The sequence below is a fragment of the Rathayibacter sp. AY1F8 genome, from assembly GCF_002932165.1.
Lineage (GTDB): Bacteria > Actinomycetota > Actinomycetes > Actinomycetales > Microbacteriaceae > Rathayibacter.
On sequence record NZ_PSVB01000011.1, the window covers coordinates 1 to 26,218 of the forward strand.

Below are 26,218 nucleotides of genomic sequence, written 5' to 3' on the forward strand. Positions count from 1 at the left end.
GTCTACCCGTCGAGCGTCGTCATGAACGCCGTGCCCGCGCAGGCCGCCGGAGTCGCCTCCATCGCCCTGGTCTCGATCCGCCGCTCCGCGGCTACTCGACCAGCATCTACGGGCGCTCGCCCGGTCTCGATACGCCGCCGCGCGGCTACTCGACCACCAGGAGGACACCGGCGGCCGCAGGCTCGCCCTCCGATCCGCCACCCTCTCGCCGCACCCTCCGAGGCGAACCGGCGATCCGCGTGTCAGCGGATCGTCGTAGCCGGACGCACGACGCTCTCACCGACCCGGCCACCCTCCCCAGCCGACCGCGCCGAGCCGGGCAGGGACCGGCTCGCCACAGGCACCGCGAACCGGCGATCCGCGTGCCAGCGGATCGCCGTAGCCGGACGCACGACGCTCTCACCGACCCGGCCACCCTCCCCAGCCGACCGCGCCGAGCCAGTCGGGGACCGGCTCGCCACAGGCCCGGCGAACCGGCGATCCGCGTGCCAGCGGATCGTCGTAGCCGGACGCACGACGCTCTCACGAACCCGGCCACCCTCCCCAGCCGACCGCGCCGAGCCGGGCAGGGACCGGCTCGGAATTCAATACAGACAGTTCGGCCCCAGCAGGCTCTTCAGCTCGCCGAAGAGGTCCGGGGTGATGCGCACGGGGAACGGCACCTCGAACACGCGGGCCGTGTCGCCCTTGATGAGCTTCAGGCGCACCTCGGTCTGGCCGGAGTGGCGGATGAGCACGTCGCTGAGCTGCGAGACCGTGTCGGTGGTCGCGCGCGACTCGGGCATCGAGACGGTGAGCGGTCCCGAGTCGCCGTCCTGGCTCATCTCGGGGGCGAACAGGCTGAACGCGTGCAGATTCATCCCGTCGTCGCGCATGCTGACGCGGCCTCTGACGACGACGATGGAGTCGTTCGTGAGCGCCGGGGCGAACTCCTGGTACGCCTTCCCCATGAACATGCAGGTGATCTCGCCGCCGAAGTCCTCGACCTGGATCATCCCGTACTGGTTGCCGGAGGCCTTGGCCATGCGGTGCTGGACGCTCGTGACGAGGCCCGCGACGACCACGGTCTCGCCGTCGGCGATCGTCTCCGAGATCAGCAGGTCGGCGATCGTGGTGCTGTAGTGCTTGGCGAGCTCGGTCTCGAGTCCGGCGAGCGGATGGTCGGACACGTAGAGCCCGAGCATGTCGCGCTCGAAGGCGAGCTTGTCGCGCTTGGCCCATTCGGGCCGCTCGGGCACCTGGATCGCGGCCTGCGGCTCGTCCCAGAGGCTGTCGAAGTCGAAGCCGACCTGGCCGTTCGCCTCGTTGCGCTTCTCCCCCACCGCCGCCTCGACGGCGTCCTCGTGCACCTCGACCAGGGCGCGGCGGGTCGAGCCGAGCGAGTCGAAGGCGCCGGCCTTGATGAGCGACTCGATGGTGCGCTTGTTGGTCACCTGCAGCGGCACCTTGCGGAGGAAGTCGTGGAACGTCTCGAAGCGCCCCTTCTCCTCGCGGGCGGCCCGGATGCCCTCGACGACGTTCATGCCGACGTTGCGGACGGCGCCGAGGCCGAAGCGGATGTCGGTGCCGACTGCGGTGAAGAAGCCGATCGACTCGTTGACGTCCGGCGGGAGCACCTTGATCCCCATCCGCCGGCACTCGTTGAGGTAGGCGGCCATCTTGTCCTTGGAGTCGCCGACGCTGGTGAGCAGCGCGGCCATGTACTCCGCGGGGTAGTGCGCCTTGAGGTACGCCGTCCAGTAGGAGACGACGCCGTACGCCGCCGAGTGCGCCTTGTTGAAGGCGTAGTCGGAGAAGGGCAGCAGGATGTCCCAGAGGGTCTTGACGGCCTCCATCGAGTAGCCGTTGGCGATCATGCCGCCCGAGAAGCCCTCGAACTGCTTGTCCAGCTCGGACTTCTTCTTCTTGCCCATCGCGCGCCGCAGCAGGTCGGCCTGCGCGAGCGTGAAGCCCGCTAGCTTCTGCGCGATCGACATGACCTGCTCCTGGTACACGATCAGGCCGTAGGTCCCTCCGAGCACCTCCGAGAGCGGCTCCTCGAGCTCCGGGTGGATCGGGGTGATCTCCTGCACGCCGTTCTTCCGCAGCGCGTAGTTGGTGTGGGAGTCGGCGCCCATCGGGCCCGGCCGGTAGAGCGCGAGGACTGCGGAGATGTCCTCGAAGTTGTCGGGCTTCATCAGTCGGAGAAGGCCGCGCATCGGGCCGCCGTCGAGCTGGAACACGCCGAGCGTGTCGCCGCGGGCGAGGAGGTCGTAGGCGGCCTGGTCGTCGAGCTCGAGGTCCTCGAGCACGAGGTCCTGTCCGCGGTTGGCGCGGATGTTGTCGAGGGCGTCGTCGATGATCGTGAGGTTCCGCAGCCCCAGGAAGTCCATCTTGATCAGCCCGAGCGACTCGCACGCGGGGTAGTCGAACTGCGTGACGATCTGGCCGTCCTGCTCCCGCTTCATGATCGGGATGATGTCCAGCAGCGGATCGCTGGACATGATGACGCCGGCCGCGTGCACGCCCCACTGGCGCTTGAGGTTCTCGAGCCCGAGCGCGGTGTCGAAGACCAGCTTGGCCTGCGGATCCTCGGCGATGACGTTGCGCACGTCGAGCGCTTCCTTGTAGCGCGCGTGGGCGGGGTCGTTGATGCCGCTGAGCGGGATGTCCTTGCCCATGATCGCGGGCGGCATGGCCTTCGTCAGCTTCTCGCCCATCCCGAACGGGAAGCCGAGGACGCGCGAGGCGTCCTTGAGAGCCTGCTTCGCCTTGATGGTGCCGTAGGTGACGATCTGCGCGACGCGCTCGTCGCCGTACTTCTCGGTGACGTAGCGGATGACCTCGCCGCGGCGACGGTCGTCGAAGTCGACGTCGAAGTCGGGCATGGACACGCGGTCGGGGTTGAGGAAGCGCTCGAAGATCAGGCCGTGGCGCAGCGGATCGAGGTCGGTGATCTTCATCGCGTAGGCCGCCATCGAGCCGGCACCGGAGCCGCGGCCGGGACCGACGCGGATTCCGTTGCGCTTGGACCAGTTGATGAAGTCGGCGACGACGAGGAAGTAGCCGGGGAAGCCCATCTGCAGGATGACGCGGGTCTCGTAGTCCGCCCGGTCGCGCACCTCCTGGGAGATGCCGTCCGGGTAGCGCTCGCGCAGTCCGGCCTCGACCTCCTTCACGAACCAGGTGTCCTCCGTCTCGCCCTCCGGCACCGGGAAGCGGGGCATGTAGTTCGCCGAGGTGTCGAACTGGACGTCGCAGCGCTCCGCGATGAGGAGCGTGTTGTCGCAGGCCTCGGGGTGGTCGCGGAAGACCTGGCGCATCTCGCGCGGCGACTTGAGGTAGAACTCGTCCGCGTCGAACTTGAAGCGCTTGGGGTCGTCGAGGGTGGTCCCGGACTGCACGCAGAGCAGCGCCGCGTGCGAGGTCGCGTCGTGCGCGTGCGTGTAGTGCAGGTCGTTGGTGGCGACCAGCGGGAGGTCGAGGTCCTTCGCGAGCCGGATGACGTCGCCGATCACCCGCCGCTCGATGTCGAGGCCGTGATCCATGATTTCGGCGAAGAAGTTCTCCTTGCCGAAGATGTCGCGGTAGTCGGCGGCCGCCTGGCGGGCCTCCTTGTACTGGCCGAGGCGCAGGCGCGTCTGGACCTCGCCGCTCGGGCAGCCCGTGGTGCCGATCAGGCCCTCGGAGTACTGCGAGAGGATCTCGCGGTCCATGCGCGGCTTGAAGTAGTAGCCCTCGATCGACGCGCGCGAGGAGAGGCGGAAGAGGTTGTGCATGCCCGTCGTGGTCGAGCTGAGCAGCGTCATGTGGGTGTACGCGCCGGAGCCGGACACGTCGTCCCCTCCGCCGTCGCCCCAGCGGATGCGGGTCTTGTCGGAGCGGTGCGTCCCCGGGGTGAGGTAGGCCTCGGTGCCGATGATCGGCTTGATCCCCGCCGCCGTCGCGGTGCGCCAGAAGTCGAAGGCGCCGAACACGTTCCCGTGGTCGGTCACGGCGATGGCCGGCATGCCCTCCTCGACCGCCGCGTCGATCAGCGGCTTCACCCGCGCTGCACCGTCGAGCATCGAGTACTCGCTGTGCACGTGGAGGTGGACGAAGGAATCGTTACTCGGCAAGGATGCGCCTCCGGCGGACTGCGGGCAGGGGAGGGATGGCCGGCGACCCGGGAGGGCCCGTGGACACGGCGGGAAGAAGTCTAACCGCGCCGGACGCGGGTCCGGCCGGGAGAGCGCGGATCACTCCGCGCGCAGCACCTCGAGGGCGTGCACCAGGTCCTCGGGGTAGGACGCCTCGAACTGCACCCACTCCCCCGAGCCCGGGTGGGTGAAGCCGAGCCGGACCGCGTCGAGCCACTGGCGGGTGAGGCCGAGCCGCTTTGAGAGGGTCGGATCGGCGCCGTACATCGCGTCGCCGACGCACGGGTGGCGCTGGGCGGCCATGTGCACGCGGATCTGGTGGGTGCGGCCGGTCTCGAGGTGGATCTCGAGGAGGGAGGCGAACGGGAAGGCCTCGATCGTCTCGTAATGGGTCACCGAGGGCTTGCCGTCGGCGCGGACCGCGAACTTCCAGTCCGAGGACGGGTGGCGGCCGAGCGGGGCGTCGATCGTCCCGGCGAGCGGGTCGGGGTGGCCCTGCACGACCGCGTGGTAGACCTTCTCGACCGTGCGGTCGTGGAACGCGCGCTTGAGGTGCGTGTAGGCGCGCTCGGACTTCGCGACGACCATGAGGCCGCTCGTGCCGGCGTCGAGCCGGTGCACGATGCCCGCGCGCTCGGCCGCACCGGAGGTCGTCACGGTGAAGCCCGCGGCGGCGAGGGCGCCGAGCACCGTCGGTCCCTCCCAGCCCACGGCGGGGTGCGCGGCCACTCCGACGGGCTTGTCGATCACCACGATGTCGTCGTCGTCGTGCACGATGCCGAGGCCGGGGACCGCCATCGGCACGATCCGCGGCTCCTCGCGCGGGCTCCACTCGACGCTCAGCCAGGTGCCGGCGTGCACGCGGTCGCTCTTGTCGAGGACCCGTCCGTCGGCGCTCACTCCGCCCGCCTCGGCGACCTCGGCCGCGAAGGTGCGCGAGAAGCCGAGCAGCTTCGCGACGGCCGCGTCCACGCGGAGGCCGTCGAGCCCGTCCGGGACCGGCAGCTCTCGGGACTGCGCCATCAGCGTCCGCCGGGGCGGTCGGCGTCGCGGGCCGCCTCCTCGACGGAGGAGGCCGCTGCGGGGGCGCCCGCTCCGGGGGCGGCGGGAGCGCCGTCCTCGGACGCGACCTGCTCGTCGCGTCCCGCGCGCTCGCGGGTGCCGTCGAGGCCGACGCCCCGCACGCTCAGGAGGACGAACAGCGCCATCGCCGTGCAGATCGCGATGTCGGCGACGTTGTAGATCGCCGGGAGCAGCCACGGCGTGAAGAGGAAGTCGACGACGTGTCCGAGCCCGAAGGAGGGCTCTCGGAACAGCCGGTCGAAGAGGTTGCCGAGGGTGCCGCCGAGCAGCAGGCCGAAGAAGACGCCCCACGCGGTGGAGCGGATCCGGCGCGAGAACCAGATCACGGCGACGACGACGCACGCCGCGATGATCGAGAAGATCCAGGTCGACCCGCTCGCGAGGGAGAAGGCGGCGCCCGGGTTCTTCACGTAGTGCAGGATCAGGACGTCGCCGAGGACGTGGACGTCCTCGCCCAGGGTCAGGTTCGTCGTGACCAGGAACTTCGCGGTCTGATCGATCGCGAAGACCGCGAGCGCGACGAGGCCGAGGGTGACGAGCACCCTCGGCCTGACGTCCGCTGCGGCGGGACTACGCCCCAAAGCCCGACAGCGAGGACTCCGTCGACGCCGGCTGGGTGTCGAGGTCGCGGAGCTGGCCCTCGATGTAGCTCTTCAGCTTCTGGCGGTACTCGCGCTCGAAGGTGCGGAGCTCGTCGATGCGGTGCTCGACCGTCGCGCGCTCCTCCTCGAGCTTCGCGACCTGCTGGCGCTGCTTGGCCTCGGCCTCGGCGACGATGCGGGCGGCCGTGGCACGACCCTCGGCGACGAGCGCGTCGCGCTTCTCGGCACCCTCGCGCACGTGCTCCTCGTGGAGGCGGCGGGCGAGCTGCAGGAGTCCGCTGGAGCTCTCGGCCTCGTCGACCGGGGCCGACTGCGAGGAGCTGACGGGAGCGACGACCGGTGCGGGAGCCGGGGTGGGCTCGGGCTCGGGCTGCGGCTCCGGCTCGGGTGCCTCGTCGACCACCGGGGCGGGAGCAGGAGTGCTCTCGCGCGGGGCGTCGGAGACTCGGGCGTCCGAGGGGCGGCTGTCGCCGGAGGAGAGGCGCTGACGAAGCTCCTCGTTCTCCTGGTTCAGGCGGCGGAGCTCCACGACGACCTCGTCGAGGAAGTCGTCGACCTCGTCCTGGTCGTATCCCTCACGGAACTTGGTCGGCTGGAACCGCTTGTTGACAACGTCTTCGGGAGTGAGCGCCATGGCTTTCCACCTTCGATTTCAAGTAGGTACACGTTTAACAACGCGCGACTAAAGCTAGCAACTTCAGGCGCACGGCGCAGTGCTGACACCGCGGGGAACGTCCGGACGTGCCAACGATACAGGGACGGTCAGGCGCGCTGGAGCCACGTGGCGATGTACATGCCCACGATGACGCAGAGCATGGTGAGGCTCCAGCCGAAATCGAGGGCGATCGGACCGATCGAGACCGGCTTGATCAGGCGTCGGAAGAAGCCGATCGGCGGGTCCGTGACGGTGTAGACGCCCTCAGCGGCGACGAGGCCGGCACCGCGGGGGCGCCAGTCGCGTCGGATCACGCGGACGAGGTCGAGCACGAACCGCGCCCACATCGCGAAGAAGTAGAGCAGCAGCACGAAGTACAGGACGCTCCCGAGGAGCGAGACGACGGAGGTCACCGGGGGCCAGGGCTCCCCGGGATCAGGACTTCGCGAAGAACGACGCGTCGGCGTCGCTCTCGGCGGAGGCGGAGTCGCCGGCGACGGTGATGTGCGACGGCGAGAGCAGGAAGACCTTGCTCGTCACGCGCTCGATGCGGCCGTAGAGGCCCTGCGAGAGTCCGCTCGCGAAGTCGATGAGGCGGCGGGCGTCCGCATCGCTCATCTGCGAGAGGTTGATGATCACGGGGATGCCGTCGCGGAAGTTCTCCGCGATGACCTGCGCGTCGCGGTACTGCTTCGGGTGGACGGTGAGGATCTCGTTCATCTCGGCGGGTGCCGTCGCCTTCGGGGTCTGGGGGGTGGGCTTGCGGAGCGGGGTGACCGTCGCGCGGGGCTGCTGCACCGGCTCGACGGGAGGGACGGGCTGCACCGGGGAGACCGGTGCGCGGTGGGCCGTCGCCGGGGCCGCCTCGACGGGCTCTGCGCGCTCGTACTCGACCTCTTCGTCGGCGAGTCCGAGGTAGACCATCGTCTTCTTCAGCGGGTTGGCCATGGGGTGTCCTCCGTGTCGTGTGTGCTCCCACAGGTGGGTCACCACGAGGTTAGGTGCGGGCGGGGCGTTCTCCGGTGATTGCCGATCCGATTCGCAGGTGTGTCGCACCCTCCGCGATCGCCTCGGCGAAGTCGTTCGACATGCCCGCCGAGATCGCCGTGGCGGAGGGCTCGACGGCGCGCACGCGGTCGGAGATGGACCGGAGCCGGGCGAACGCCGGACGGGGCTCCTCGTCCAGCGGGGCGACCGCCATCACGCCGCGCAGCGTGAGGCCGGGCGCCCCGGCGAGAGCCTCGGCGAGGGGCTCGACGTCGGCGGGCGACGCTCCCCCGCGGTCGGGATCCTCGGTGAGGTTGACCTGCAGGAACACGTCGAGCGGCTCCTCCCCCGCCTCGAGTAGCGGGACGAGCGCGAGCCGGTCGACGGAGTGGACCGCGTCGGCGTAGCGGCGCACCTGGCGCGCCTTCTTGCTCTGGAGCTGCCCGATGAAGTGCCAGCGCGCAGCGGTCCCCGCCAGCTCGGCCGACTTCTCCTGCGCCTCCTGGTGCCGGTTCTCGCCGAAGTCGACGACGCCCAGCGCGCGGAGGTCGCGGAGCAGCGACACGGGGTGGAACTTGGTCACCACGATGGTCGTGACCGAGGACGCCTCGCGACCGGCCGAGCGGGTCGCGTCGGCGACCCGCTCGGAGACCTCGGCCCAGCGCGCGGCCAGCTCCGGATCCGGCACGACTACTTGAGGAAGTCGGGGATGTCCAGGTCGCTGTCGTCGTCGTCGAAGGACGGGTCGGCGACAGGGGCCGGGGCGGCGACGGGGGTGCTCGACCAGATCGAGCCGGCCGCAGGGGCGGCGGCGGGAGCCGGGACGGCCTCGGCGGCCGACTCGCTCGCCGAGCTCTGCTGCTGGCGCGGCTGAGCGATCGCGGCCTGAGCGGTTCCGCCCGGCTCTCCGCCGTCGAACCCCGCGGCGATGACGGTGACGCGCACCTCGTCGCCGAGCGTGTCGTCGATCACGGCACCGAAGATGATGTTCGCCTCGGCGTGCACCGCCTCCTGGACGAGGCGCGCCGCGTCGTTGATCTCGAAGATGCCGAGGTTCGAGCCGCCCTGGATCGAGAGGAGCACGCCGTGCGCGCCGTCGATGCTGGCCTCGAGCAGCGGTGAGGCGACGGCCAGCTCGGCCGCCTTGATCGCGCGATCGGCGCCGCGCGACGAGCCGATGCCCATCAGCGCCGAGCCCGCGCCCTGCATGACCGACTTCACGTCGGCGAAGTCGAGGTTGATCAGGCCGGGCGTGGTGATCAGGTCGGTGATGCCCTGGACGCCGGCGAGGAGCACCTGGTCGGCGGTCGCGAAGGCCTCGAGCATCGAGATGCCGCGGTCGCTGATCTCGAGCAGGCGGTCGTTCGGGACGACGATGAGCGTGTCGACCTCGTTCTTCAGCGTCGCGACGCCGGCCTCGGCCTGCGTCTGCCGACGGCGTCCCTCGAACCCGAAGGGCTTGGTCACGACGCCGATGGTGAGGGCGCCGATCGACTTGGCGATCCGCGCGACGACGGGCGCGCCGCCGGTGCCGGTGCCGCCGCCCTCGCCCGCGGTGACGAAGACCATGTCGGCCCCCGCTAGGACCTCCTCGATCTCCTCGGCGTGGTCCTCGGCGGCGCGGCGGCCGACCTCAGGGTCGGCGCCGGCGCCGAGTCCGCGGGTCAGCTCGCGGCCCACGTCGAGCTTGACGTCGGCGTCGCTGAGCAGGAGCGCCTGGGCGTCCGTGTTGATCGCGATGAATTCGACACCGCGCAGGCCGAGCTCGATCATGCGGTTGACGGCGTTGACGCCGCCACCGCCGATGCCGACGACCTTGATCACGGCGAGGTAGTTCTGGTTTGAAGTCACGTCTCCGGCCTCCGGGCTGAACCTTAAACCTGTAGTTGAGGCTTAAAGTTATGCTGAGTATGCATTTGGGGTTCGGCTCCGACGGTAGGCGGAGTCCGGTCGCGCTCCCAGCAGACACGCCCGCAACGCTCGAAAGAACACGCGGATCCGCCGCCGGTCAGGGCCGGGGCGCCACGACGGCGGCCTGGGGCGAGGACACGTCGTAGGTGCCGACGACGGCGGGGTCGGTCGCGGCCATCAGCTTCTCGAGCACGACGGCTTTGAGCGCCGACTCGTCCGACCCGCCCCAGACGACTTCCGTGCCGTTCTGCAGGGTGAGCGAGACGTCGTCGCCGGTCGTGGCCGTGGCGGCCGTCACCTGCGGAGCGAGCGACGCGGGCAGGGAGCGCAGCACCCGTGCGGTCGCGCGGAAGCCGGCTCCCGAGGCGTCGCCGGACGCGGTGGTGAGGACCGGGTAGCCGGGCTGCGCCGAGTCCGCCGTCTCGATGACGACTCCGGCCGCGTCCACGAGCTCGAAGCGGCCCCCCGCCGCGATCACGCCGAGGGGCTTGCGCTCGACGATCGACACCACGAGGGTGCTCGGCGGCCGGGTCTGCACCGAGTAGCTCTGGATGAGCGGGGACGCGCCCAGCACGCGGCCGACCTCGTCCCGGTCCACCAGGGTGAGCGGGACGCCGAGCTGGTCGTCGAGCTCGCTCTGCAGGGCGGCGGCGTCGACGCGCTGGGTGCCCGAGATCTCGATCGTGCGCACGGCCATGAGCGGCGAGAAGGCCGCGACCCCGACGATCAGGGCGAGGGCGACGAGCGACCCGGCCACGACCAGGGCGATCAGGCGGCGCCGACGCGCGCGCTTCGTGAAGCGGCGGACCTCCCCCCGCTCGTAGCGCCTCCGCTCGCGAGCGGCCCGGGAGACGGCCCGGTTCTCGGCTCCGGGCAGGCGCAGGCCCGAGAGGGTGCGGCGGACCGCGCCCGCGCGCCACGGAGTGCGCTCGGCCGACTCCGGGTCCACGCGGATCGCGGTGACGATCCGGATCGGCTCGGTGTCCGGCTCCGGCTCGCCGCCGCGCGCGGTGACGCTCCGACCGGGCGCCGGAGGGCGTCCGCCGTCGGGCCGCTTCACGGCCGCTCCCCCGCTTCGGGCGCGAGGACCGCGGTCATCGTGCGACCGGCGCGGCCTCGCTCGCGCCGAGCGACTCGAGCACCTGCGGGATGATCCGGTAGACGTCGCCGCAGCCGAGGGTGATGACGAAGTCGCCCTCGCGCGCGATGCCGGCCGTGAGGCGGGCCGCCTCCGCCCAGTCCGGGACGAACGAGACGTGCGACGGGTCGGCGAACTTCTCGCTGACCAGCGCTCCGGTCACTCCGGGCTCCGGATCCTCGCGCGCCCCGTAGACGTCGAGGACGATCGTCTCGTCGGCGTAGCGCTCGAGCGTCTCGGCGAACTCGCGGGCGAAGAGGCGGGTGCGGCTGTAGAGGTGCGGCTGGTGCACGGCGATGATGCGGCCCTCGCCGACCACGGTGCGCGCGGCGGAGAGGGCGGCGGCCACCTCGGTGGGGTGGTGGGCGTAGTCGTCGTAGACGCTGACTCCGCGGACCGCTCCGTGCAGCTCGAAGCGGCGCTCCGTGCCTCCGAACGCCGACACGGCCTCGAGCGAGACGGCCGGATCGAAGCCCAGGCCCACCAGCACTGCGAACGCGCCGGCCGCGTTGATCGCGTTGTGCCGGCCGGGGATGCGGAGGCGGGCCGAGTAGCGCCTGCCCTCGTACTCGACCGAGAAGCCGACGGGGCCGACGAGGTCGAGGTCGACGACGCGGACGTCCGCCCCCTCGGCCTCGCCGAAGGTCAGCACCCGTCCGCCGTCCAGCCGCTCGGCGACGCGGACGGCGCCGGGGTCGTCGGAGGAGATGACGACGAGCTCGCTCGCGGACGAGGCGAAGGTGACGAAGGCCTCCTCGAACGCCTCCAGCGATCCGTAGTGGTCGAGGTGGTCCGGGTCGACGTTCGTGATGAGGGCGACCGCGGTGTCGTACAGGAGGAAGCTGCCGTCCGACTCGTCGGCCTCGACGACGAAGACCTCGCCGGAGCCGGCGGCGGAGGAGGTGCCGAGGCTCTCGATGATGCCGCCGTTGACGAAGCTGGGGTCGGCGTCGACGCCGAGGAGGCCGGTGACGATCATCCCGGTCGACGTGGTCTTGCCGTGCGCTCCGGCGACCGCGACCAGGCGCTTGCCGCGCACCAGCCAGGCGAGGGCCTGCGAGCGGTGCAGCACGGGCAGGCCGCGCTCCTTCGCGAGCAGGTACTCCGGATTGTCGGGCCACAGGGCGGAGGTGACGACGACCGCCTCGGCGTCCCCGAGGTTCGCCGCGTCGTGGCCGATGGCGACCGGGACGCCGAGCTCCCGCAGCTGCTCGATGGGGTGGGACTCGCGGACGTCGGACCCGGTGACCCGGTGCCCGGCGTGGTGGAACAGCCGGGCGATCCCGCTCATCCCGGAGCCGCCGATGCCGATGAAGTGGACCGAGCCGAGCTCGTCGGGGACGGTGATGCCGAGGTCGGGCTTGATCACGGGGCTCTCGCTTTCGGGTGGGTCGCGGCGGGCGGGAGGGGTCTCCCGCGGTGCGCCGGATCAGTGTAGACGGTGGGCGGGAGTGCTCTCCCGAGCCGCGCGGAGCGGGCTCAGCGCGGCTCGGAGAGGGTCGACTCGATCAGGTCGACGAGCCGCCCGGAGCCGTCGCGGACTCCCACGCGGGCGGCCCGGCGCGCCATCTCGTCGCGACGGGCGGTGTCGCCCAGGAGCGGTACGAGCTCCCGCTGGACCCAGCCGGGGAGGAAGGCGGCGTCCTCGACGAGGACCGCTCCCCCGGCGTCGACGACGCCGCGCGCGTTGTAGCGCTGCTCGCCGTTGCCGACCGGGTACGGGACGTAGACCGCGGGCAGGCCGAGGGCTGTCAGCTCGCTGACCGTCGCTGCCCCCGCGCGGGAGACGGCCACGTCCGCGGCGGACAGCGCGAGGTCCATCCGGTCGCAGTAGGCGAGGAGGTGGTAGCCGGCCACCCCCGGGTCCGTGATCTCGGCGCGGTCGCCCGTGATGTGGAGGACCTGGAAGCCGGTGGCGACGAGATCCCGGGCGGCGGCGTGCACCGTCGCGTTGATCCGTCGAGCGCCGAGGGAGCCGCCGGTCACCAGGAGTGTCTGCCGGGACGGGTCGAGGCCCAGCGCCGCCATCGCCTCGTCGCGGCGCGCGGCCCGGTCGAGCTCGGCGATCTCGCGGCGCAGCGGCATGCCGACGACCCGCGCGTGCGGCAGGGGCGTGCCCTCGAAGGCCACGCCGACCGAGCGGGTCGCGCGCGCGCCGAGACGGTTGGCGAGCCCGGGGCGCGCGTTGGCCTCGTGGACGGTGAAGGGGACGCCGGCGCGGCGCGCCGCCAGGTAGGCGGGTGCTGCCGCGTACCCGCCGAAGCCGACCACCGCGTCGATCCGCCGGTCGCGGATCGTCCGGACGATGCCGGCGATGGTCGCACGGAAGGCTCCGGGGAACCGCAGCGCCGCCGCGTTCGGACGGCGCGGGAACGGCAGCCGCGGGATCACCGAGAGCTCGTAGCCGCGGAGGGGGACGAGGCGGGCCTCGAGCCCCTCGGCGGTGCCGAGCACGAGCACCTCGTCGTCCGGGTTCCGCCTGCGGATCTCATCGGCCGTCGCGAGCAGCGGATTGACGTGGCCGGCGGTGCCGCCGCCGGCGAGGAGGTAGCGGGTCACTCCGCCGCCGCCTTCCTGCGGCGCAGCACGCCCGCGCCGGGCAGGGGCGCGGTCTGGGTGCGGGCGAAGGAGAGGACGACGCCGATGGCGAGGAGCGAGCTGAGCAGGGCGGTGCCTCCGGAGGAGATCAGCGGCAGCGGGACTCCCAGCACCGGGAGCACCCCCAGGACCACGCCGATGTTGACGAACGCCTGGCCGATCAGCCAGACCATGATCGCGCCGGTGCTGATCCGCACGAACGGATCGGAGGACGCGTGGATGACGCGGAAGAAGGCGACCGCGAGGACCACGAACAGCGCCAGGACGACGATCGCTCCGATCAGCCCGAGCTCCTCGCCGATGATGGCGAAGATGTAGTCGTTGTCCGCGGCGGGCAGCCAGGACCACTTGGCCTTGGAGTTGCCGAGGCCCACGCCGAAGATCCCGCCGGAGGCCATCGCCCAGGTGCCGTGCACCGGCTGCCAGCACGAGTTCTGGTACTCCTCGACGTTGGAGCAGTCGCCGAGGAAGGACATGATCCGGGTGAGGCGGTTGTCGCTGGAGACGGCGAACAGCACCGCTCCGATCGCACCGACCACCACGATCGGCACGAGGACCTTCATCTGGACGTTCGCGTAGAAGAGCGCGGCGAGGACGATGCCCGCCATGATCACGACCGTGCCCAGGTCGCCTCCGATGAGGACCAGTCCGATCGCCGCGCCGCCGACGATCAGGACGGGGATGAGCGCGTCCTTCCAGTCCTTCGGCGACCGGTAGCGGCGGGCGAGCAGGAGCCCCAGCCAGAGGGCGAGCGCGAGCTTGATGATCTCGGAGGGCTGCATGCTGAAGGCGCCGAGGCGGATCCAGTTGCGGTTCCCGCCGACGGAGTCGCCGAGCGGTGTGAAGAGCACGAGGCACTGGAGGACGCAGCCGGCGATGAGCAGGATCGGCGTCACGCGCTTCCACACGCCGAGGGGCAGCCGCGAGACCACCAGCATCATCGGGATCCCGAGGAGGGCGAACCCGCCCTGGCGCAGGAAGCCCCCGAAGGAGTCGTCGCTCGACACGTAGGAGGTGACCGACGAGGAGGAGAGCACCATCGTCAGTCCGAACAGCACCAGGAAGAGCGTGGTTCCGAAGAGGAGGTAGAAGTTCGGCGAGTGGGAGGCGAAGACCTTCGAGAGGACGATCCGCGCGGAGCGCGCCCCGCTCCGGTCCTTCCCGCGCGGCTCAGTGCGCGAGCGGCCCGCGGGGCGGCTCGTCGTCGGAGCGGTCATCGGCTCCCCCTCCCAGGTGTGTCGCCACGGCGGCCGCGAAGGAGCGGCCCCGAGCCGCGTAGTCGAGGAACTGGTCCATCGAGGCCGCGGCGGGTGCGAGCAGGACGACGTCCCCCGAGCGGGCGAGCGTCGCGGCCGCCTCGACGGCCGCCTGCATCACCGCACCAGTGTCGTCCGGCACCGCCTCGCTCACGGGGAGGGCGGGCGCGTGTCGTCGGAATGCCGCGAGCAGCGCCGAGCGGTCGGCGCCGATCACCACGGCGCCCCGCAGGCGGCCGACGTGCGCGGCCACGAGGGCGTCCACGTCGACGCCCTTGAGCAGGCCGCCGACGACCCAGACGACCGACGGGTACGCGCGCAGCGAGGCGTCGGCGGCGTGCGGGTTCGTGGCCTTGGAGTCGTTCACCCAGGTCACCCCGTCGTGCTCGGCGACGACCTGGATGCGGTGGGCGTCGAGCTCGAAGGACGCCAGCGCGGTGCGGACGGCCGTGACCTCGATCCCGCACGCTCGGGAGAGCGCTGCCGCGGCGAGCACGTTCTGGACGATGTGCGGAGCGGCGAGGTTCCGTGCGGCGAGCTCGTCCACGGTGGTGATCTCGAGGGCACTGGTGCGGCGGTCCTCGAGGAAGGCGCGGTCGCAGAGGATGCCGTCGACGATCCCGAAGTCGCTCGGGCCGGGCACGCCGAGGCCGAACCCGATCGCCCGGGCGCCCTCCACCACCTCGGCGTCGAGCACCATCTGCTCGGTCGCCGCGTCGGCGCGGTTGTACACGCAGGCGACGCGGGTGCCGGCGTAGACCTTGCCCTTGGCCGCGCGGTAGGCGTCGAACGAACCGTGCCAGTCGAGGTGGTCGTCGGCGATGTTGAGGCACGCGCTCGCGATCGGCTCGATCGCGCCCAGGTAGTGCAGCTGGTAGCTCGAGAGCTCCACGACGAGGACGTCGAAGCCCTGCGGGTCGCGGACCGCGTCGAGCACGGGCACGCCGATGTTGCCGCAGGGGGCGGCGCGGAGGCCGCCGGCCACGAGCATCGTCGCCGTGAGCTGGACGGTCGTGGTCTTCCCGTTGGTGCCGGTGACGGCCACCCATTCCGCCGGAGTGCCGTCGGCGCGCACGACCTTGTCGCGGACGCGCCAGGCGAGCTCGACGTCGCCCCACACGGGGATCCCGGACTCCGCCGCCCACACGAGGATCGGGTGCGTCGGCCGGAAGCCGGGCGACACCACGACCAGCTCCGGTGCGAACGCGTGCAGCTCCTCCGGAGCGGAGTCGAGGCGGTCGGCCCGGTGCAGGCGGGCGCCGATCACCTCGAGCAGGCGCTCGCGCTCCTCGTCGGCGCGGTCGGCGAGGACCAGCACCTCGGAGCCGAGCTCGGTCAGGGTGTCGGCCACCGAGAACCCGGTGACGCCCAGGCCCAGCACGGCGACGCGCAGGCCGCGCCAGTCCGAGTGCCAGCTGCGGAGGGAGTCGGGACGGGCGGGATCGGTCATGCCAGCGACAGCCATTCCAGGTAGAAGAGCCCGACTCCGGCGGCGACGAAGATGCCGGCGATGATCCAGAACCGGACCACGACGGTGATCTCGGCCCAGCCCTTGAGCTCGAAGTGGTGGTGGAGCGGGCTCATCAGGAAGATGCGCTTGCCCCGGGTCAGCTTGAAGTAGATCCGCTGGAGGATGACCGAGCCGGTCACGATGACGAACAGGCCGCCGATGAGGATGACCAGCAGCTCGGTGCGGGTGAGGATCGCCAGGGCCGCGAGCGCGCCGCCGAGGCCGAGCGAGCCGGTGTCGCCCATGAAGATCTGCGCCGGCGAGGTGTTCCACCAGAGGAAGCCCACCAGGGCACCGGAGACGGCCGCCGCGATGATGGCCAGGTCGAACGGGTCGCTCACCTGGTAGCACTTGTCGACGACCTCGGGGTTGAGGTGCTGGTCGAAGCACCACTGGTTCGACTGCCAGAACCCGATGATGACGTAGGAGCCGATCGCGAGGATCGAGGACCCGGTCGCGAGTCCGTCGAGCCCGTCGGCGACGTTCACGCCGTTCGACGTGCTGGTGACGATGATGCAGATCCACAGCACGAACAGGCCGATGCCGATCCAGCCGAGGGAGGCGAAGTCGAACGGCAGGTCGCGGATGAACGAGATCGAGGTGGACGCGGGGGTGAGCCCGTTGGAGTCGCGGACCATGATCGCGATCACCGCGAAGGCCGCGGCGACGATGACCTGGCCGGCGATCTTCGCCCAGCCGCCGAGGCCGAGGCTGCGCTGGTTGCGGGTCTTCAGGAAGTCGTCGACGAAGCCGACGAGTCCGAGCCCGACCATCATGAAGAGCACCAGCAGGGCCGACGGCGCGATCGCCCGGTTGCCGAACAGCATCCCGAGGAAGTAGCCGACCACGGTGCCGATGATGATGACGATGCCGCCCATCGTCGCCGTCCCGTGCTTGACGTGGTGCGACTTCGGTCCGTCCTCGCGGATGAACTGGCCCCACTGCAGGCGGTGGAAGAGGCGGATGAACAGGGGCGTCATCAGGAGCGTGAAGGCTCCCGAGAACGCGCCGGACAGGAGGAGTGCCCTCATCGGTGACGCTCCCCGAGACGGTCGGCGAGGAAGCGCAGCCCCGCGGAGTTGGACGACTTGACCAGCACGGTGTCGCCGGGTCGCAGGTAGTCCTCGAGGAGGTCGAACGCCTCGTCGGAGGTCTCCGCGAAGACGGACTCGCCGCTCCACGACCCCTCGCGCTCGGCCGCGACGTGGATCCGGCGGGCGCCTCGGCCCACCACCACGATCTGGGAGATATTGAGGCGCACGGCCAGCAAGCCCACGCGCTCGTGCTCCTCGTCGGCCCACTCGCCGAGCTCGCTCATCTCTCCCAGGACGGCGACGGTGCGCCCCCCGGGCTTCGCGATCTGAGCGAGGGTGCGCAGGGCGGCCGCGGTGGAGTCGGGACTCGCGTTGTACGCGTCGTTGATGATGCGGACGTCCTCGCCGCCCAGGACCTCCATGCGGCCGCGCTCGGCGAGGGTGACGGTCGCGAGAGCCTCGACGATCGCGGGCAGCGCCACTCCGACAGAGAGCGCGGCGGCGGTCGCCGCGAGGGCGTTCATCACGTGGTGCTCGCCGAGGACGCGCAGCAGGAGCTCGGCGCGAGCGGCCTCGCGGCCCTCCCCCGCCGAGACCTCGATGGCGAAGCGGGTGCCGTCGGCGGTCGCGTCGATATCGACGGCGCGGACGTCCGCGCTCTCGCCGCGGCCGAACCAGAGGACCCGGGCGGCGGTGCGGCCCGCCATCGAGGCGACCCGGCCGTCGTCGGCGTTCAGCACGGCGACGTCGTCGGCGGTGAGGTCGGCGACCATCTCTGTCTTGGCCTCGAGCGTGCGCTCGATCCCGCCGAACTCGCCGGCGTGCGCGAGGCCCACGGCGAGGACGACGCCGACGTCGGGCCTGGCCATCCGGACGAGGCGGCGGATCTCGCCGACCGCGCTCGCGCCCATCTCGGCGACGAGGAAGCGCGTCGACTCGGACACCTGGAGCATCGTGATCGGCGCGCCGACCTCGTTGTTGAAGGATCCGCGCGGAGCGACCGTCTCTCCGACCCGCTCGAGGACGGTGCGGAGGAGGTTCTTGGTCGTCGTCTTGCCGTTCGAGCCGGTGACGCCGATGACGGTGAGCCCGCCCTTCGCGCGGACGCGCCGGACGACCTCGGTCGCCAGCGCTCCGAGCGCCTCGACGGAGTCGTCGACGAGGACCTGCGGCACGTCGAGGTCGAGCGGGCGCTCCACGATGAGGAGCGCGGCACCGCGCTCGAGAGCGGCGGGAGCGAAGAGGTGGCCGTCGGTGTGCTCGCCGCGCTTGGCGACGAAGATCCCGCCGGGCGCGATCTCGCGGGAGTCGGTCTCGGTCGCTCCGTCGATCACGGTGGCGGCCGTGGCGGACGAGCCGGCCAGGTGGAGGCGTCCGGAGACGGCCTCGGCGATCTCGGTGAGGGTGAGGGCGATCATCTACAGCCAGCCCGCCTCGCGCAGCGCGTGACGGACGTCGTCTCTGGCCGAATACGGCATGTGCACTCCTGCGATCTCCTGGTGGTCCTCGTGGCCGGGCCCGGCGTAGAGGATCGAGTCCCCTTCGCGCGCGAGGGCGACGGCGGCGCGCACGGCGGCGCGCGGGTCGGCGATCTCGTGGATCTCCCGGTCGGGCACGGCGGCCCGGGCGCCCTGGAGGAGCGCGGCGCGGATGGCGGCCGGATCCTCCCAGCGCGGGTGGAAGTCGGTGACGACCACGACGTCGGCGAGGCGGGCGGCGATGGCGCCCATGTCGCTCCGCTTGGTCGTGTCGCGGTCCCCGTCCGCCCCGAACACCATGAACAGGCGGCCGGGCGTGATGGTCCGCAGCGCCTCGAGCGCGTTCTGGAACGCGTCGGGGGTGTGGCCGTAGTCGACGTAGACGCGCGGTCCGCGCTCCCCCGAGACGAGCTCCGCGCGGCCCGGGATGTAGACGTCGAGACGACTGTCCTCGAGCGCGTGCGCGACGGCGTCCAGGTCGAAGCCCGACTCCACCAGCATCACGATCGCCAGCGCGGCGTTGGACGCCATGTACCAGCCGATCAGCGAGACGGTGACGACGACGGAGCGGTTCTCGGGCCCCTCCAGGCGGAAGGTGGTGCTGTCGGGCGTCGCGTCCAGCACCGTCATCGACCAGTCGGCGGGCGTCGTCGGGGCGACTCCGACGACCGGAGAGCCGGCGAGCGTCGCGACGGGGATGCGGCTGCGCTCGGCGAGCTCGCGCCCCCAGGCGCTGTCGACCGTGACGACGCCGCGGCGTGCGCGCTCCGGCTCGAAGAGGTCGGCCTTGGCCTCGAAGTACTCGCGCAGATCGGAGTAGTCGTCGAGGTGGTCGTGGCTGAGGTTCGTGAAGCCGACGACGTCGAAGACGAGGCCGTCGATCCGGTGCCGCGTGAGCGCCTGCGCCGACACCTCGATGGAGACCGCGCGGACGGCGGACTCGCGCATCCGCGCGAGCAGGCCGTGCAGCTCGCTCGCCTCGGGAGTGGTCAGCGAGCTGACCACGGCGACGTCGCCGATCCGGCGCTCGGCGGTGGAGCTGAGGCCGGAGACGACTCCGAGCCGGCGCAGCAGCGCGTCGAGGATGTAGACGACGCTCGTCTTGCCGTTGGTCCCCGTCACGCCGAAGAGCGTCGGGACGTCCTCGCGGGTGCGGTGGATCCACGCGGCGACGTCGCCGAGGGCGGCCCGCGGGTCGGGGGTCACCAGCACGGGCAGGCCGCTGTCGGCGGCGAGCTCCGCTCCGGCCGGGTCGGTCAGCACGGCGACGGCTCCGGACGCCGCGGCGGCCGACGCGAAGGCCGCGCCATGGGCACGGCGTCCTGCGACACCGACGTAGAGGTCCCCGGACTCGACCTGGTTCGAGTCCAGCGTGACTCCGCTCACCTCGACGCCCTCGAGGCCGCGGACCGGGCCGAGGGAGAACTCGGCCACGAGCTGCGAGAGGCTCCGCGGCACGGGGTGCTCGGGGCGGAGGGAGGACTGCGGGCGAGGGTCGTGCACTGCCCGCTCTTTCTCTCGTTCTGGTGCGTGGATCGTGGTCCCGGCGGGGCTCACCACGTCGTCGGGTACTCGACGGGCGGCACCGTGGACGGCTCCACCCGGTTGGTCTTGAGCACCTGGGTCATGACCTGCTGGAAGACGGGAGCCGTCGCCTGGGACGTGTTCATCTTAACCGGATCGGCGATGGTGACCGTCACGACGTACTCCGGGTCCTCCGCCGGCGCGAGCCCGGCGAGCGAGACGGTGTAGCTCTTCGAGTAGCCGCCCTTGCCGTCGGGCTGCTGCGCGGTACCGGTCTTGGTGGCGATGTTGTAGCCGTCGACGTGGATGTCGTTCGCCAGCCAGCCCTCGTTGTAGTGCGTCTGCAGCATGTCGACGACCTGCTTCGCGGCCGAGCTCGACACCACCTGGGTGCCCGTCGCATCGGGGACGTCCACGACGGAGCCGTCGGCCGTGGTGCAGCCGTCGATCAGCTGCGACGGGAGCCGCACTCCGCCGTTGCCGAGCGTCTGGTAGATGCTCGCGACCTGCACCGCGGTCGCCGAGACGCCCTGGCCGAACATCGTCGTGTAGTTCGTCTGGTTGTCCCAGTCCTGGTAGTCGGCGAGCAGGCCGCCCTCCTCGCCGGGGAAGCCGCTCGTAGTGGGCGTGCCGAGACCGAACTTCTGCAGGTAGTCGTAGCGGGTCTGGGCCGACAGGCGGGAGCCGAGCATCGAGATGCCGACGTTCGACGAGTCCTTGAGGATGCCGGTCAGCGTGTAGTTCGTCGGGGTGTGCGCGAAGTCGTCGCTGAACGAGGCGCCGTCCTTCTCGAAGGAGTCCGGGACGACGACCTGGGTCGTCGGGCCCGCCTGGCCCTGGTCGATCAGCATCGCGGCCGTCATCGGCTTGAAGGTCGAGCCCGGCTCGAACGGCGCGCGGAACGCGCGCGAGCTGCGGTCGGCGGAGGCGCTCGCCTCGACGTTGTTGGGGTCGACGGTCGGCGTCTCGGCCACGGCGAGCAGCTTGCCGGTCTTGACCTCCTGCACCACGACGATCCCGTAGCTGCCGCCGACCTCGGCGACGCGCTGCGAGAGGACCTGCTGGGAGTAGTACTGGAGGTCGGAGTCGATGGTGAGCTTCAGCGTCCCGCCGTCGACGGCCGGGGTCTCCGAGACGGTGCTGCCCGGGATCCGGACGTAGTCGGCGCTGCGCTCGTAGCTCTCGGACCCGTTCTGCCCCGCGAGGCAGGTGTTCTCCGCGTACTCCATGCCCTCCTGGGCCGCTCCGTCCGCCCCGACGTAGCCGACGAGGTTGCCGGCCACCGCGCCGTTGGGGTAGCTGCGTCCCTGCTGGGTCTCGAAGTAGGTCCACGGGATGTCGAGCGCGACGAGCTTCTGGTAGGCCTCGAGGTCGAGCCCCTCCGAGAGGATCAGGTAGTTGGCCTTGGCGTCCTTCGCGAGCGCGGCGTCCACCGCTCCGGTGATCTGCTCGACCGACTGCCCGGTGATCGCGCCGATCTCGGAGGCGGCCTGCTGCACGCTGACCATGACCTTCTGGTCCTCGCCCAGCTCGCGCGGGAACTCGGCCACGTTCTTCGGCGAGGTGGTCAGCCGGTAGCGCGTGGTGGTGTCCGCGAGCACCGTCCCGGAGCGGTCCACGATGGGGCCGCGCTGACCGTAGGTGACGACGCTGTTCGACTGGTTCTGGGCGGCCGCATCGGTGAGCTCGTTCGCCCGCACGATCTGGATGTCCACCAGCTTGCCGATGAAGAGTCCGACGACGGCGACGATGATGACGAACGTGACGGCCGTGCGGCGTCTGCTCGAGCGGTGGTGTCTCACTGCGGCGGTGTCCTTCTTGCTCCGGGCGGGCGGGCCGCCGTTCGTCGGGTCCGGATGGTCGTCGTGCGCCCCGCGGGGCGGGTGCCCGCACGGAGGCGGACCGCGACGCCGTGCGTCAGTGCGTGATGGGCGCGGGCAGCTCGCCCTGCAACGGTACGGCCGCACCGTCGACAGCCGGGGAGGACGCGCTCGCGCCGGGCTGGAGAGCCGGGACGAGGGCGTTGGGCACGAGCGGCGCGGAGGCGGTGCCCGCGACTTCGCTCGACGCGGCGGAGGAGGGGTCGCCCAGCACGGCGCCGTCCGAGAGGCGGAGGTAGACCGGCGCGGTGTTGGCGACCATGCCCAGGCCCTGTGCGGCGGTGGCGAGGTTCTGCGGCGAGCTCAGCGTGTCGACGGCGTCCTGCTTCTCCGCGTTGCTGCGGGTGAGCGACTTCTGCTCGGTCTGCAGTGCCGAGATCTGGTAGGCCCCCTGCGAGAGGCCGACGCTCACCAGGAGCTGGACGACGATGATCGCGAAAAGGCCGGCGACGGCGACGATCCCGTAGACGAGCTTCGGGCGCGACTGCGCCTGACCGGCCGGGACGGCCTCGATGCGGGGGCGGGGCGCCTCCTCCTCGGGGCGTGCTCGGCGGGCGGTGTCGATGACGGCGGGGTCGATGACGGCGGTGGCGCTCATGCGGTGCTCCTGATCCTCTCGGCCGCGCGCAGACGCACGGGTGTCGCTCGGGGGTTGCGGGCCTTCTCGTCGTCGGAGGCGAGCTCGGCTCCGCGGATGACGAGTCGGAACTCGGGTCGGTGCTCCGGCAGCTCCATCGGGAGGCCGGCCGGGGCGGTGGAGGAGGACGCGGCCTGGAGCGCGCGCTTGACGATCCGGTCCTCGAGCGACTGGTACGCCTCGACGACGATCCGCCCGCCCTCGTTGATCCGGCCCAGGGCGGCGGGGATCGCCCGCTCGAGGACGGACAGCTCCTGGTTGACCTCGATCCGCAGCGCCTGGAAGACGCGCTTGGCGGGGTGGCCGTTCCGCTGGATCGCGACCGGGGTCGCCGCCTGGATGATCTCGACGAGACGGCCGGAGCGCTCCAGCGGAGCCTCGCGGCGGGCCTCCACGATCTTCTTGGCGTAGCGCGCGGCGAGGCGCTCCTCGCCGTACTCGTGGAAGATGCGGCGCAGGGCGGTCTCGTCGTAGTCGGCGAGGATGCTCGCCGCCGTGAGCGGGGCGGTCGAGTCCATCCGCATGTCCAGCGGCGCGTCCTTGGAGTAGGAGAAGCCGCGCTCGGTCTCGTCGAGCTGGAGCGAGGAGACGCCGAGGTCGAAGAGCGCACCGTCGATCGTGTCGATGCCCAGCTCGTCGAGCACGTCGGGCAGCTCGTCGTAGACGGCGTGCACGAGGTCGATCCGGGAGGCGTGGGCGGAGAGCCGCTCCCCCGCGAGCTGCAGCGCCTCGGGGTCGCGGTCCAGGCCCACGAGGTGCAGGCCGGGGAAGCGCTCGAGCAGCGCGAGCGAGTGCCCGCCCATGCCGAGCGTCGCGTCGACGACGACCGCCCCGTCGCGCTCCAGCGCCGGAGCGAGGAGCTCGACGCAGCGCTCGAGCAGCACCGGGAGGTGCCGCTCCTCGGTCGGGCGCGGAGCGTCCTTCGGAGTGTTCTCTGCCATGGCGGTCCCGCCGTTCCCGTTCCTGTCGTCCGATCCCCATCCACCTCGCGTCCGGACACCGGGGAAGGTGCGTCCGGGCGCCGAGTGGCTGGGAGTCGCGCGACAGGACCTAGAACAGGCCGGGGATCACCTCCTCCTGGGTGTCGGAGAACACGGACTCCTGCTCCTGCAGGTAGGTCTCCCAGGCGCCCTGCGCCCAGATCTCGGCGCGGTTGCCCGCTCCGATGACGGTGAGGTCGCGGTCGAGGCCGGCGTAGGAGCGCAGCGGAGCCGGAAGGGTCACGCGGTTCTGCTTGTCCGGCGTCTCGGCGCTCGCGCCCGAGAGGAACACCCGGAGGAAGTCCCGCGCCTGCTTGCTGGTCACCGGCGCCTGCCGGATCTTCTCGTGCATCACCTCGAACTCGGCCTGGCTGAACACGTACAGGCACCGCTCCTGGCCGCGCGTGACGACGACTCCGGAGGAGAGCTCGTCGCGGAACTTGGCGGGGAGGATCACGCGGCCCTTCTCGTCGAGCTTGGGGGAATAGGTGCCGAGGAACACGGACTGCCCCCCACTTCTTCCGGCCAAGGATGGTGTGTCCTCCACAGTACTCCACTTCCCCCCACTCACAACCCCGGCGCAGCGCGGGGCGCGCCGGAGAGGCCCCGGTCATCCGCGTGTTTCCGCGGAATCTCGACAGTGGGGCGAAGTGGAGGGGGAATGCCGCGGGAGGGAGGCCGCGGGCACGAAAAAAGGGCCGATCCGTGAGGATCGACCCTGTGGTGGAGCGGAGGGGAGGCTAGCCGCGCCCGTCTCCGCGGTTGTCCCACCTGTCGTTCAGACGGTCCATGAAGCCGGACCCCTGGCGGTTGCCCGAGCGGGGCTTCGACGGACGGCCGACGTCGGGCAGGCCGGGCTCGGAGGAGCCGCCGGCGGCCGGGCGCATGGCCACGATCACGCCGCCGAGCATGAAGGCGAACCCGAGGATGCCGACGAGGGGCTGGCGCACGACCACTCCCGCTACGAGCACGGCGAGACCGAGGATGCCGAGGAGGATGCCGAGCACGAGGGCCCGGTAGTTGGTGCCGCCGCGTCCCTTGCCGACCGCCGCCACGAAATCGGCGTCGTTCTGGTAGAGGTTCCGCTCCATCTCATCGAGGAGCCGTTGCTCGTGTTCCGAAAGCGGCATCGTGACCCCTTCAGGGTGCGGCGTCGACCCTTTCGGGGATCGGCACCGGAATAGGCGGCGTCTGGGCTCGACCGGTCGGGCGGCGCTTCAGTGTAGACCGAGCCCGACGCAGGCACCAGGCACCTTCGGTGCATAGGCTGGTCGGGTGAACCACAGCTCTCGACTGGTCGATCGCGTCCAGCTCCGAATCGATGAATTCCTCACCGGGCGCACGCCAATTCTGCGCTCCATAGGAGAGGACGTCTCCGCCCTCGGCGACCTTTCGCGGGACTTTCTCAGCGGGGGCAAGCGGTTCCGCGCGCGCTTCTGCGAGGCGGGCTGGAACGCCGTGTCGAGCACCTCGAGCGAGGCCCATCCGAGCGGCTCCGATCCGATCGCGAGGGTGGGCGCCGGCCTGGAGCTGTTCCACGCCGCCGCTCTCGTCCACGACGACGTGATCGACAACTCCGACACCCGCCGCGGCGCTCCCGCGGCGCACCGGCGCTTCTCCTCCTTCCACGCCGACGGCGGCTGGACCGGCGACCGCGACGAGTTCGGCCGCTCCTCCGCGATCCTCCTCGGCGACCTCCTCCTGGTCTGGTCGGACGAGATCTTCGCCGCGGCGGAGTGGTCGCTCGGGGATCGAGTCGCGGCCGAGCGCGCGCGCGCCGAGTTCAACCTGATGCGCACCGAGGTCACGCTGGGCCAGTACCTCGACATCCTCGAGGAGAGCGCGTGGGTGCAGCACCCCGAGCACGAGCACCTGCAGCGGGCGGAGCGGGTGGTGGTCTACAAGAGCGCGAAGTACAGCATCGAGGCGCCGCTGGTGATCGGCGGCTCCCTCGCCGGCGGCGACGACGCTCAGCTGGACGCCCTGCGCCGCTTCGGGCTCCCGGTCGGGATCGCCTTCCAGCTGCGCGACGACGTCCTCGGAGTCTTCGGCGACCCGGCAGTGACGGGCAAGCCGGCCGGCGACGATCTGCGGGAGGGCAAGCGCACCGTGCTGCTCGGCCTCGCCCGCGGCGCGTGCTCGCCGGGCGAGCGGGCCGAGCTCGACGCGGTCGTGGGCCGGAACGACGCCGACGCGGCGTCCATCGCGCGGGCGCAGGAGATCATCGCGGGCAGCGGCGCCCTCGAGCGGCTCGAGGAGCGCATCGACCAGGAGGTGGCCGCGGCGGTCGCGGTCCTCCCCGACGCGCCGCTCCGCACGGAGGGCGTGGCGGAGCTGCGCGAGCTGGCCGCCCAGGTCACGGTCCGCACCTCCTAGGAGCGGACGGGCGGGATCAGGCCAGGGCCTGGGCGACCCGCCGGACCTCGGCCTTGCGGCCGGCGCGGAGGGCGACGATCGGGCTCGTGCCCAGGCTCTCCTCGACCGTCAGCATCCAGTCGACCGCCTCGTCGTCGGTGAAGCCGGAGTCGGCGAGCAGGATCGCGGTGCCGCGGATCTCGCTCATCGGCTCCCCGTCGCGGAGGAAGAGGGCGGGGACCTTCAGCACGCCGTCGCGGCGGGTGCCGAGCAGGTGGCGCTCCTCGAGGAGGCGGCGGACCCGGCCGGCGCCGAGCCCGGTCAGCTCCACGAGGTCGGGGACGGTCAGCCACTCGAGCTCGGAATCGGTCGAGGTGGCGGGGGAAGCGGACGAGTCGGTCACGCGTCAAGACTGCCACGAGCCCGGAGGGCCGCCAACTGCGGGCGCCCCGGAGAAGGAGTCGGGCCCGTC

23 protein-coding genes are annotated in these 26,218 nt (G+C 71.5%); 1 reads left to right on the forward strand and 22 read right to left on the reverse strand.

The window, feature by feature from the left end; genetic code table 11:
* Positions 1–584 precede the first annotated feature (584 nt).
* The 21 genes from dnaE to C5C35_RS09745 form a co-directional block, all read right to left on the reverse strand.
* Positions 585–4,046, reverse strand: a complete 3,462-nt coding sequence (gene dnaE / locus C5C35_RS09645; protein ID WP_244229655.1) for a DNA polymerase III subunit alpha — start codon at positions 4,044–4,046, stop codon at positions 585–587.
* 171 nt (positions 4,047–4,217) lie between these two features.
* Positions 4,218–5,141 (reverse strand): RluA family pseudouridine synthase, encoded by a 924-nt coding sequence (locus C5C35_RS09650; protein ID WP_104263022.1) that lies wholly within the window; start codon positions 5,139–5,141, stop codon positions 4,218–4,220.
* A complete protein-coding gene (gene lspA, locus C5C35_RS09655; protein ID WP_104239385.1) occupies positions 5,141–5,743 on the reverse strand; it encodes a signal peptidase II in 603 nt (200 codons plus the stop codon). Before lspA ends, C5C35_RS09650 begins: the two co-directional genes overlap by 1 nt.
* Positions 5,744–5,771: 28 nt before the next feature.
* A complete protein-coding gene (locus C5C35_RS09660; RefSeq protein WP_104222600.1) occupies positions 5,772–6,437 on the reverse strand; it encodes a DivIVA domain-containing protein in 666 nt (221 codons plus the stop codon).
* A gap of 128 nt (positions 6,438–6,565) precedes the next feature.
* The gene (locus tag C5C35_RS09665) at positions 6,566–6,871 is read right to left on the reverse strand and encodes a YggT family protein (protein WP_258059242.1); all 306 of its coding nucleotides are present in this window, start codon (positions 6,869–6,871) and stop codon (positions 6,566–6,568) included.
* A gap of 22 nt (positions 6,872–6,893) precedes the next feature.
* Complete coding sequence (locus C5C35_RS09670) at positions 6,894–7,406, reverse strand: cell division protein SepF (protein WP_104222599.1); 513 nt, start codon at positions 7,404–7,406, stop codon at positions 6,894–6,896.
* 49 nt (positions 7,407–7,455) lie between these two features.
* Positions 7,456–8,133, reverse strand: coding sequence for a YggS family pyridoxal phosphate-dependent enzyme (locus C5C35_RS09675; RefSeq protein WP_104263023.1), 678 nt, complete (start codon positions 8,131–8,133; stop codon positions 7,456–7,458).
* Positions 8,134–8,135: 2 nt separating this feature from the next.
* On the reverse strand, positions 8,136–9,296 hold the full coding sequence (gene ftsZ / locus C5C35_RS09680; RefSeq protein ID WP_104263024.1) for a cell division protein FtsZ: 1,161 nt from the start codon (positions 9,294–9,296) through the stop codon (positions 8,136–8,138).
* Between the two features lie 157 nt (positions 9,297–9,453).
* Positions 9,454–10,416, reverse strand: a complete 963-nt coding sequence (locus C5C35_RS09685) for a cell division protein FtsQ/DivIB (RefSeq protein ID WP_104222596.1) — start codon at positions 10,414–10,416, stop codon at positions 9,454–9,456.
* A 34-nt stretch (positions 10,417–10,450) separates the two neighbouring features.
* On the reverse strand, positions 10,451–11,863 hold the full coding sequence (gene murC / locus C5C35_RS09690) for a UDP-N-acetylmuramate--L-alanine ligase (protein WP_104263025.1): 1,413 nt from the start codon (positions 11,861–11,863) through the stop codon (positions 10,451–10,453).
* A 110-nt stretch (positions 11,864–11,973) separates the two neighbouring features.
* The gene (gene murG, locus C5C35_RS09695; protein WP_104222594.1) at positions 11,974–13,053 is read right to left on the reverse strand and encodes an undecaprenyldiphospho-muramoylpentapeptide beta-N-acetylglucosaminyltransferase; all 1,080 of its coding nucleotides are present in this window, start codon (positions 13,051–13,053) and stop codon (positions 11,974–11,976) included.
* Positions 13,050–14,309, reverse strand: coding sequence for a putative lipid II flippase FtsW (gene ftsW, locus C5C35_RS09700; protein ID WP_104222593.1), 1,260 nt, complete (start codon positions 14,307–14,309; stop codon positions 13,050–13,052). The genes murG and ftsW overlap by 4 nt, the downstream gene beginning before the upstream one ends.
* Positions 14,263–15,798 carry a UDP-N-acetylmuramoyl-L-alanine--D-glutamate ligase gene (murD, locus tag C5C35_RS09705; RefSeq protein ID WP_104222592.1) on the reverse strand — a complete coding sequence of 512 codons (1,536 nt, stop codon included), beginning with the start codon at positions 15,796–15,798 and terminating at the stop codon, positions 14,263–14,265. The genes ftsW and murD overlap by 47 nt, the downstream gene beginning before the upstream one ends.
* Positions 15,795–16,889, reverse strand: a complete 1,095-nt coding sequence (gene mraY, locus C5C35_RS09710; protein ID WP_104222591.1) for a phospho-N-acetylmuramoyl-pentapeptide-transferase — start codon at positions 16,887–16,889, stop codon at positions 15,795–15,797. Before mraY ends, murD begins: the two co-directional genes overlap by 4 nt.
* Positions 16,886–18,310 (reverse strand): UDP-N-acetylmuramoyl-tripeptide--D-alanyl-D-alanine ligase, encoded by a 1,425-nt coding sequence (murF, locus tag C5C35_RS09715; RefSeq protein WP_104247145.1) that lies wholly within the window; start codon positions 18,308–18,310, stop codon positions 16,886–16,888. Before murF ends, mraY begins: the two co-directional genes overlap by 4 nt.
* Positions 18,311–19,873 carry a Mur ligase family protein gene (locus C5C35_RS09720; RefSeq protein ID WP_104238697.1) on the reverse strand — a complete coding sequence of 521 codons (1,563 nt, stop codon included), beginning with the start codon at positions 19,871–19,873 and terminating at the stop codon, positions 18,311–18,313.
* A gap of 50 nt (positions 19,874–19,923) precedes the next feature.
* Positions 19,924–21,696 carry a penicillin-binding protein 2 gene (locus C5C35_RS09725; protein ID WP_244229623.1) on the reverse strand — a complete coding sequence of 591 codons (1,773 nt, stop codon included), beginning with the start codon at positions 21,694–21,696 and terminating at the stop codon, positions 19,924–19,926.
* Between the two features lie 115 nt (positions 21,697–21,811).
* Complete coding sequence (locus C5C35_RS09730) at positions 21,812–22,372, reverse strand: hypothetical protein (protein WP_104222588.1); 561 nt, start codon at positions 22,370–22,372, stop codon at positions 21,812–21,814.
* Positions 22,369–23,352: a 16S rRNA (cytosine(1402)-N(4))-methyltransferase RsmH gene (gene rsmH, locus C5C35_RS09735; RefSeq protein WP_104255491.1), complete on the reverse strand. Its 984-nt coding sequence runs from the start codon at positions 23,350–23,352 to the stop codon at positions 22,369–22,371. Before rsmH ends, C5C35_RS09730 begins: the two co-directional genes overlap by 4 nt.
* A gap of 109 nt (positions 23,353–23,461) precedes the next feature.
* The gene (gene mraZ / locus C5C35_RS09740; protein ID WP_104257317.1) at positions 23,462–23,893 is read right to left on the reverse strand and encodes a division/cell wall cluster transcriptional repressor MraZ; all 432 of its coding nucleotides are present in this window, start codon (positions 23,891–23,893) and stop codon (positions 23,462–23,464) included.
* A 238-nt stretch (positions 23,894–24,131) separates the two neighbouring features.
* The gene (locus C5C35_RS09745) at positions 24,132–24,521 is read right to left on the reverse strand and encodes a DUF3040 domain-containing protein (RefSeq protein ID WP_104233350.1); all 390 of its coding nucleotides are present in this window, start codon (positions 24,519–24,521) and stop codon (positions 24,132–24,134) included.
* Between the two features lie 145 nt (positions 24,522–24,666).
* Between C5C35_RS09745 and C5C35_RS09750 the strand changes: the two genes are divergently transcribed.
* Positions 24,667–25,767 (forward strand): polyprenyl synthetase family protein, encoded by a 1,101-nt coding sequence (locus tag C5C35_RS09750; protein WP_104257316.1) that lies wholly within the window; start codon positions 24,667–24,669, stop codon positions 25,765–25,767.
* A gap of 16 nt (positions 25,768–25,783) precedes the next feature.
* Here the strand turns inward: C5C35_RS09750 and C5C35_RS09755 are convergent, their stop codons facing one another.
* Positions 25,784–26,149, reverse strand: a complete 366-nt coding sequence (locus C5C35_RS09755) for an Rv2175c family DNA-binding protein (RefSeq protein WP_104222583.1) — start codon at positions 26,147–26,149, stop codon at positions 25,784–25,786.
* Between the last annotated feature and the right edge of the window lie 69 nt (positions 26,150–26,218).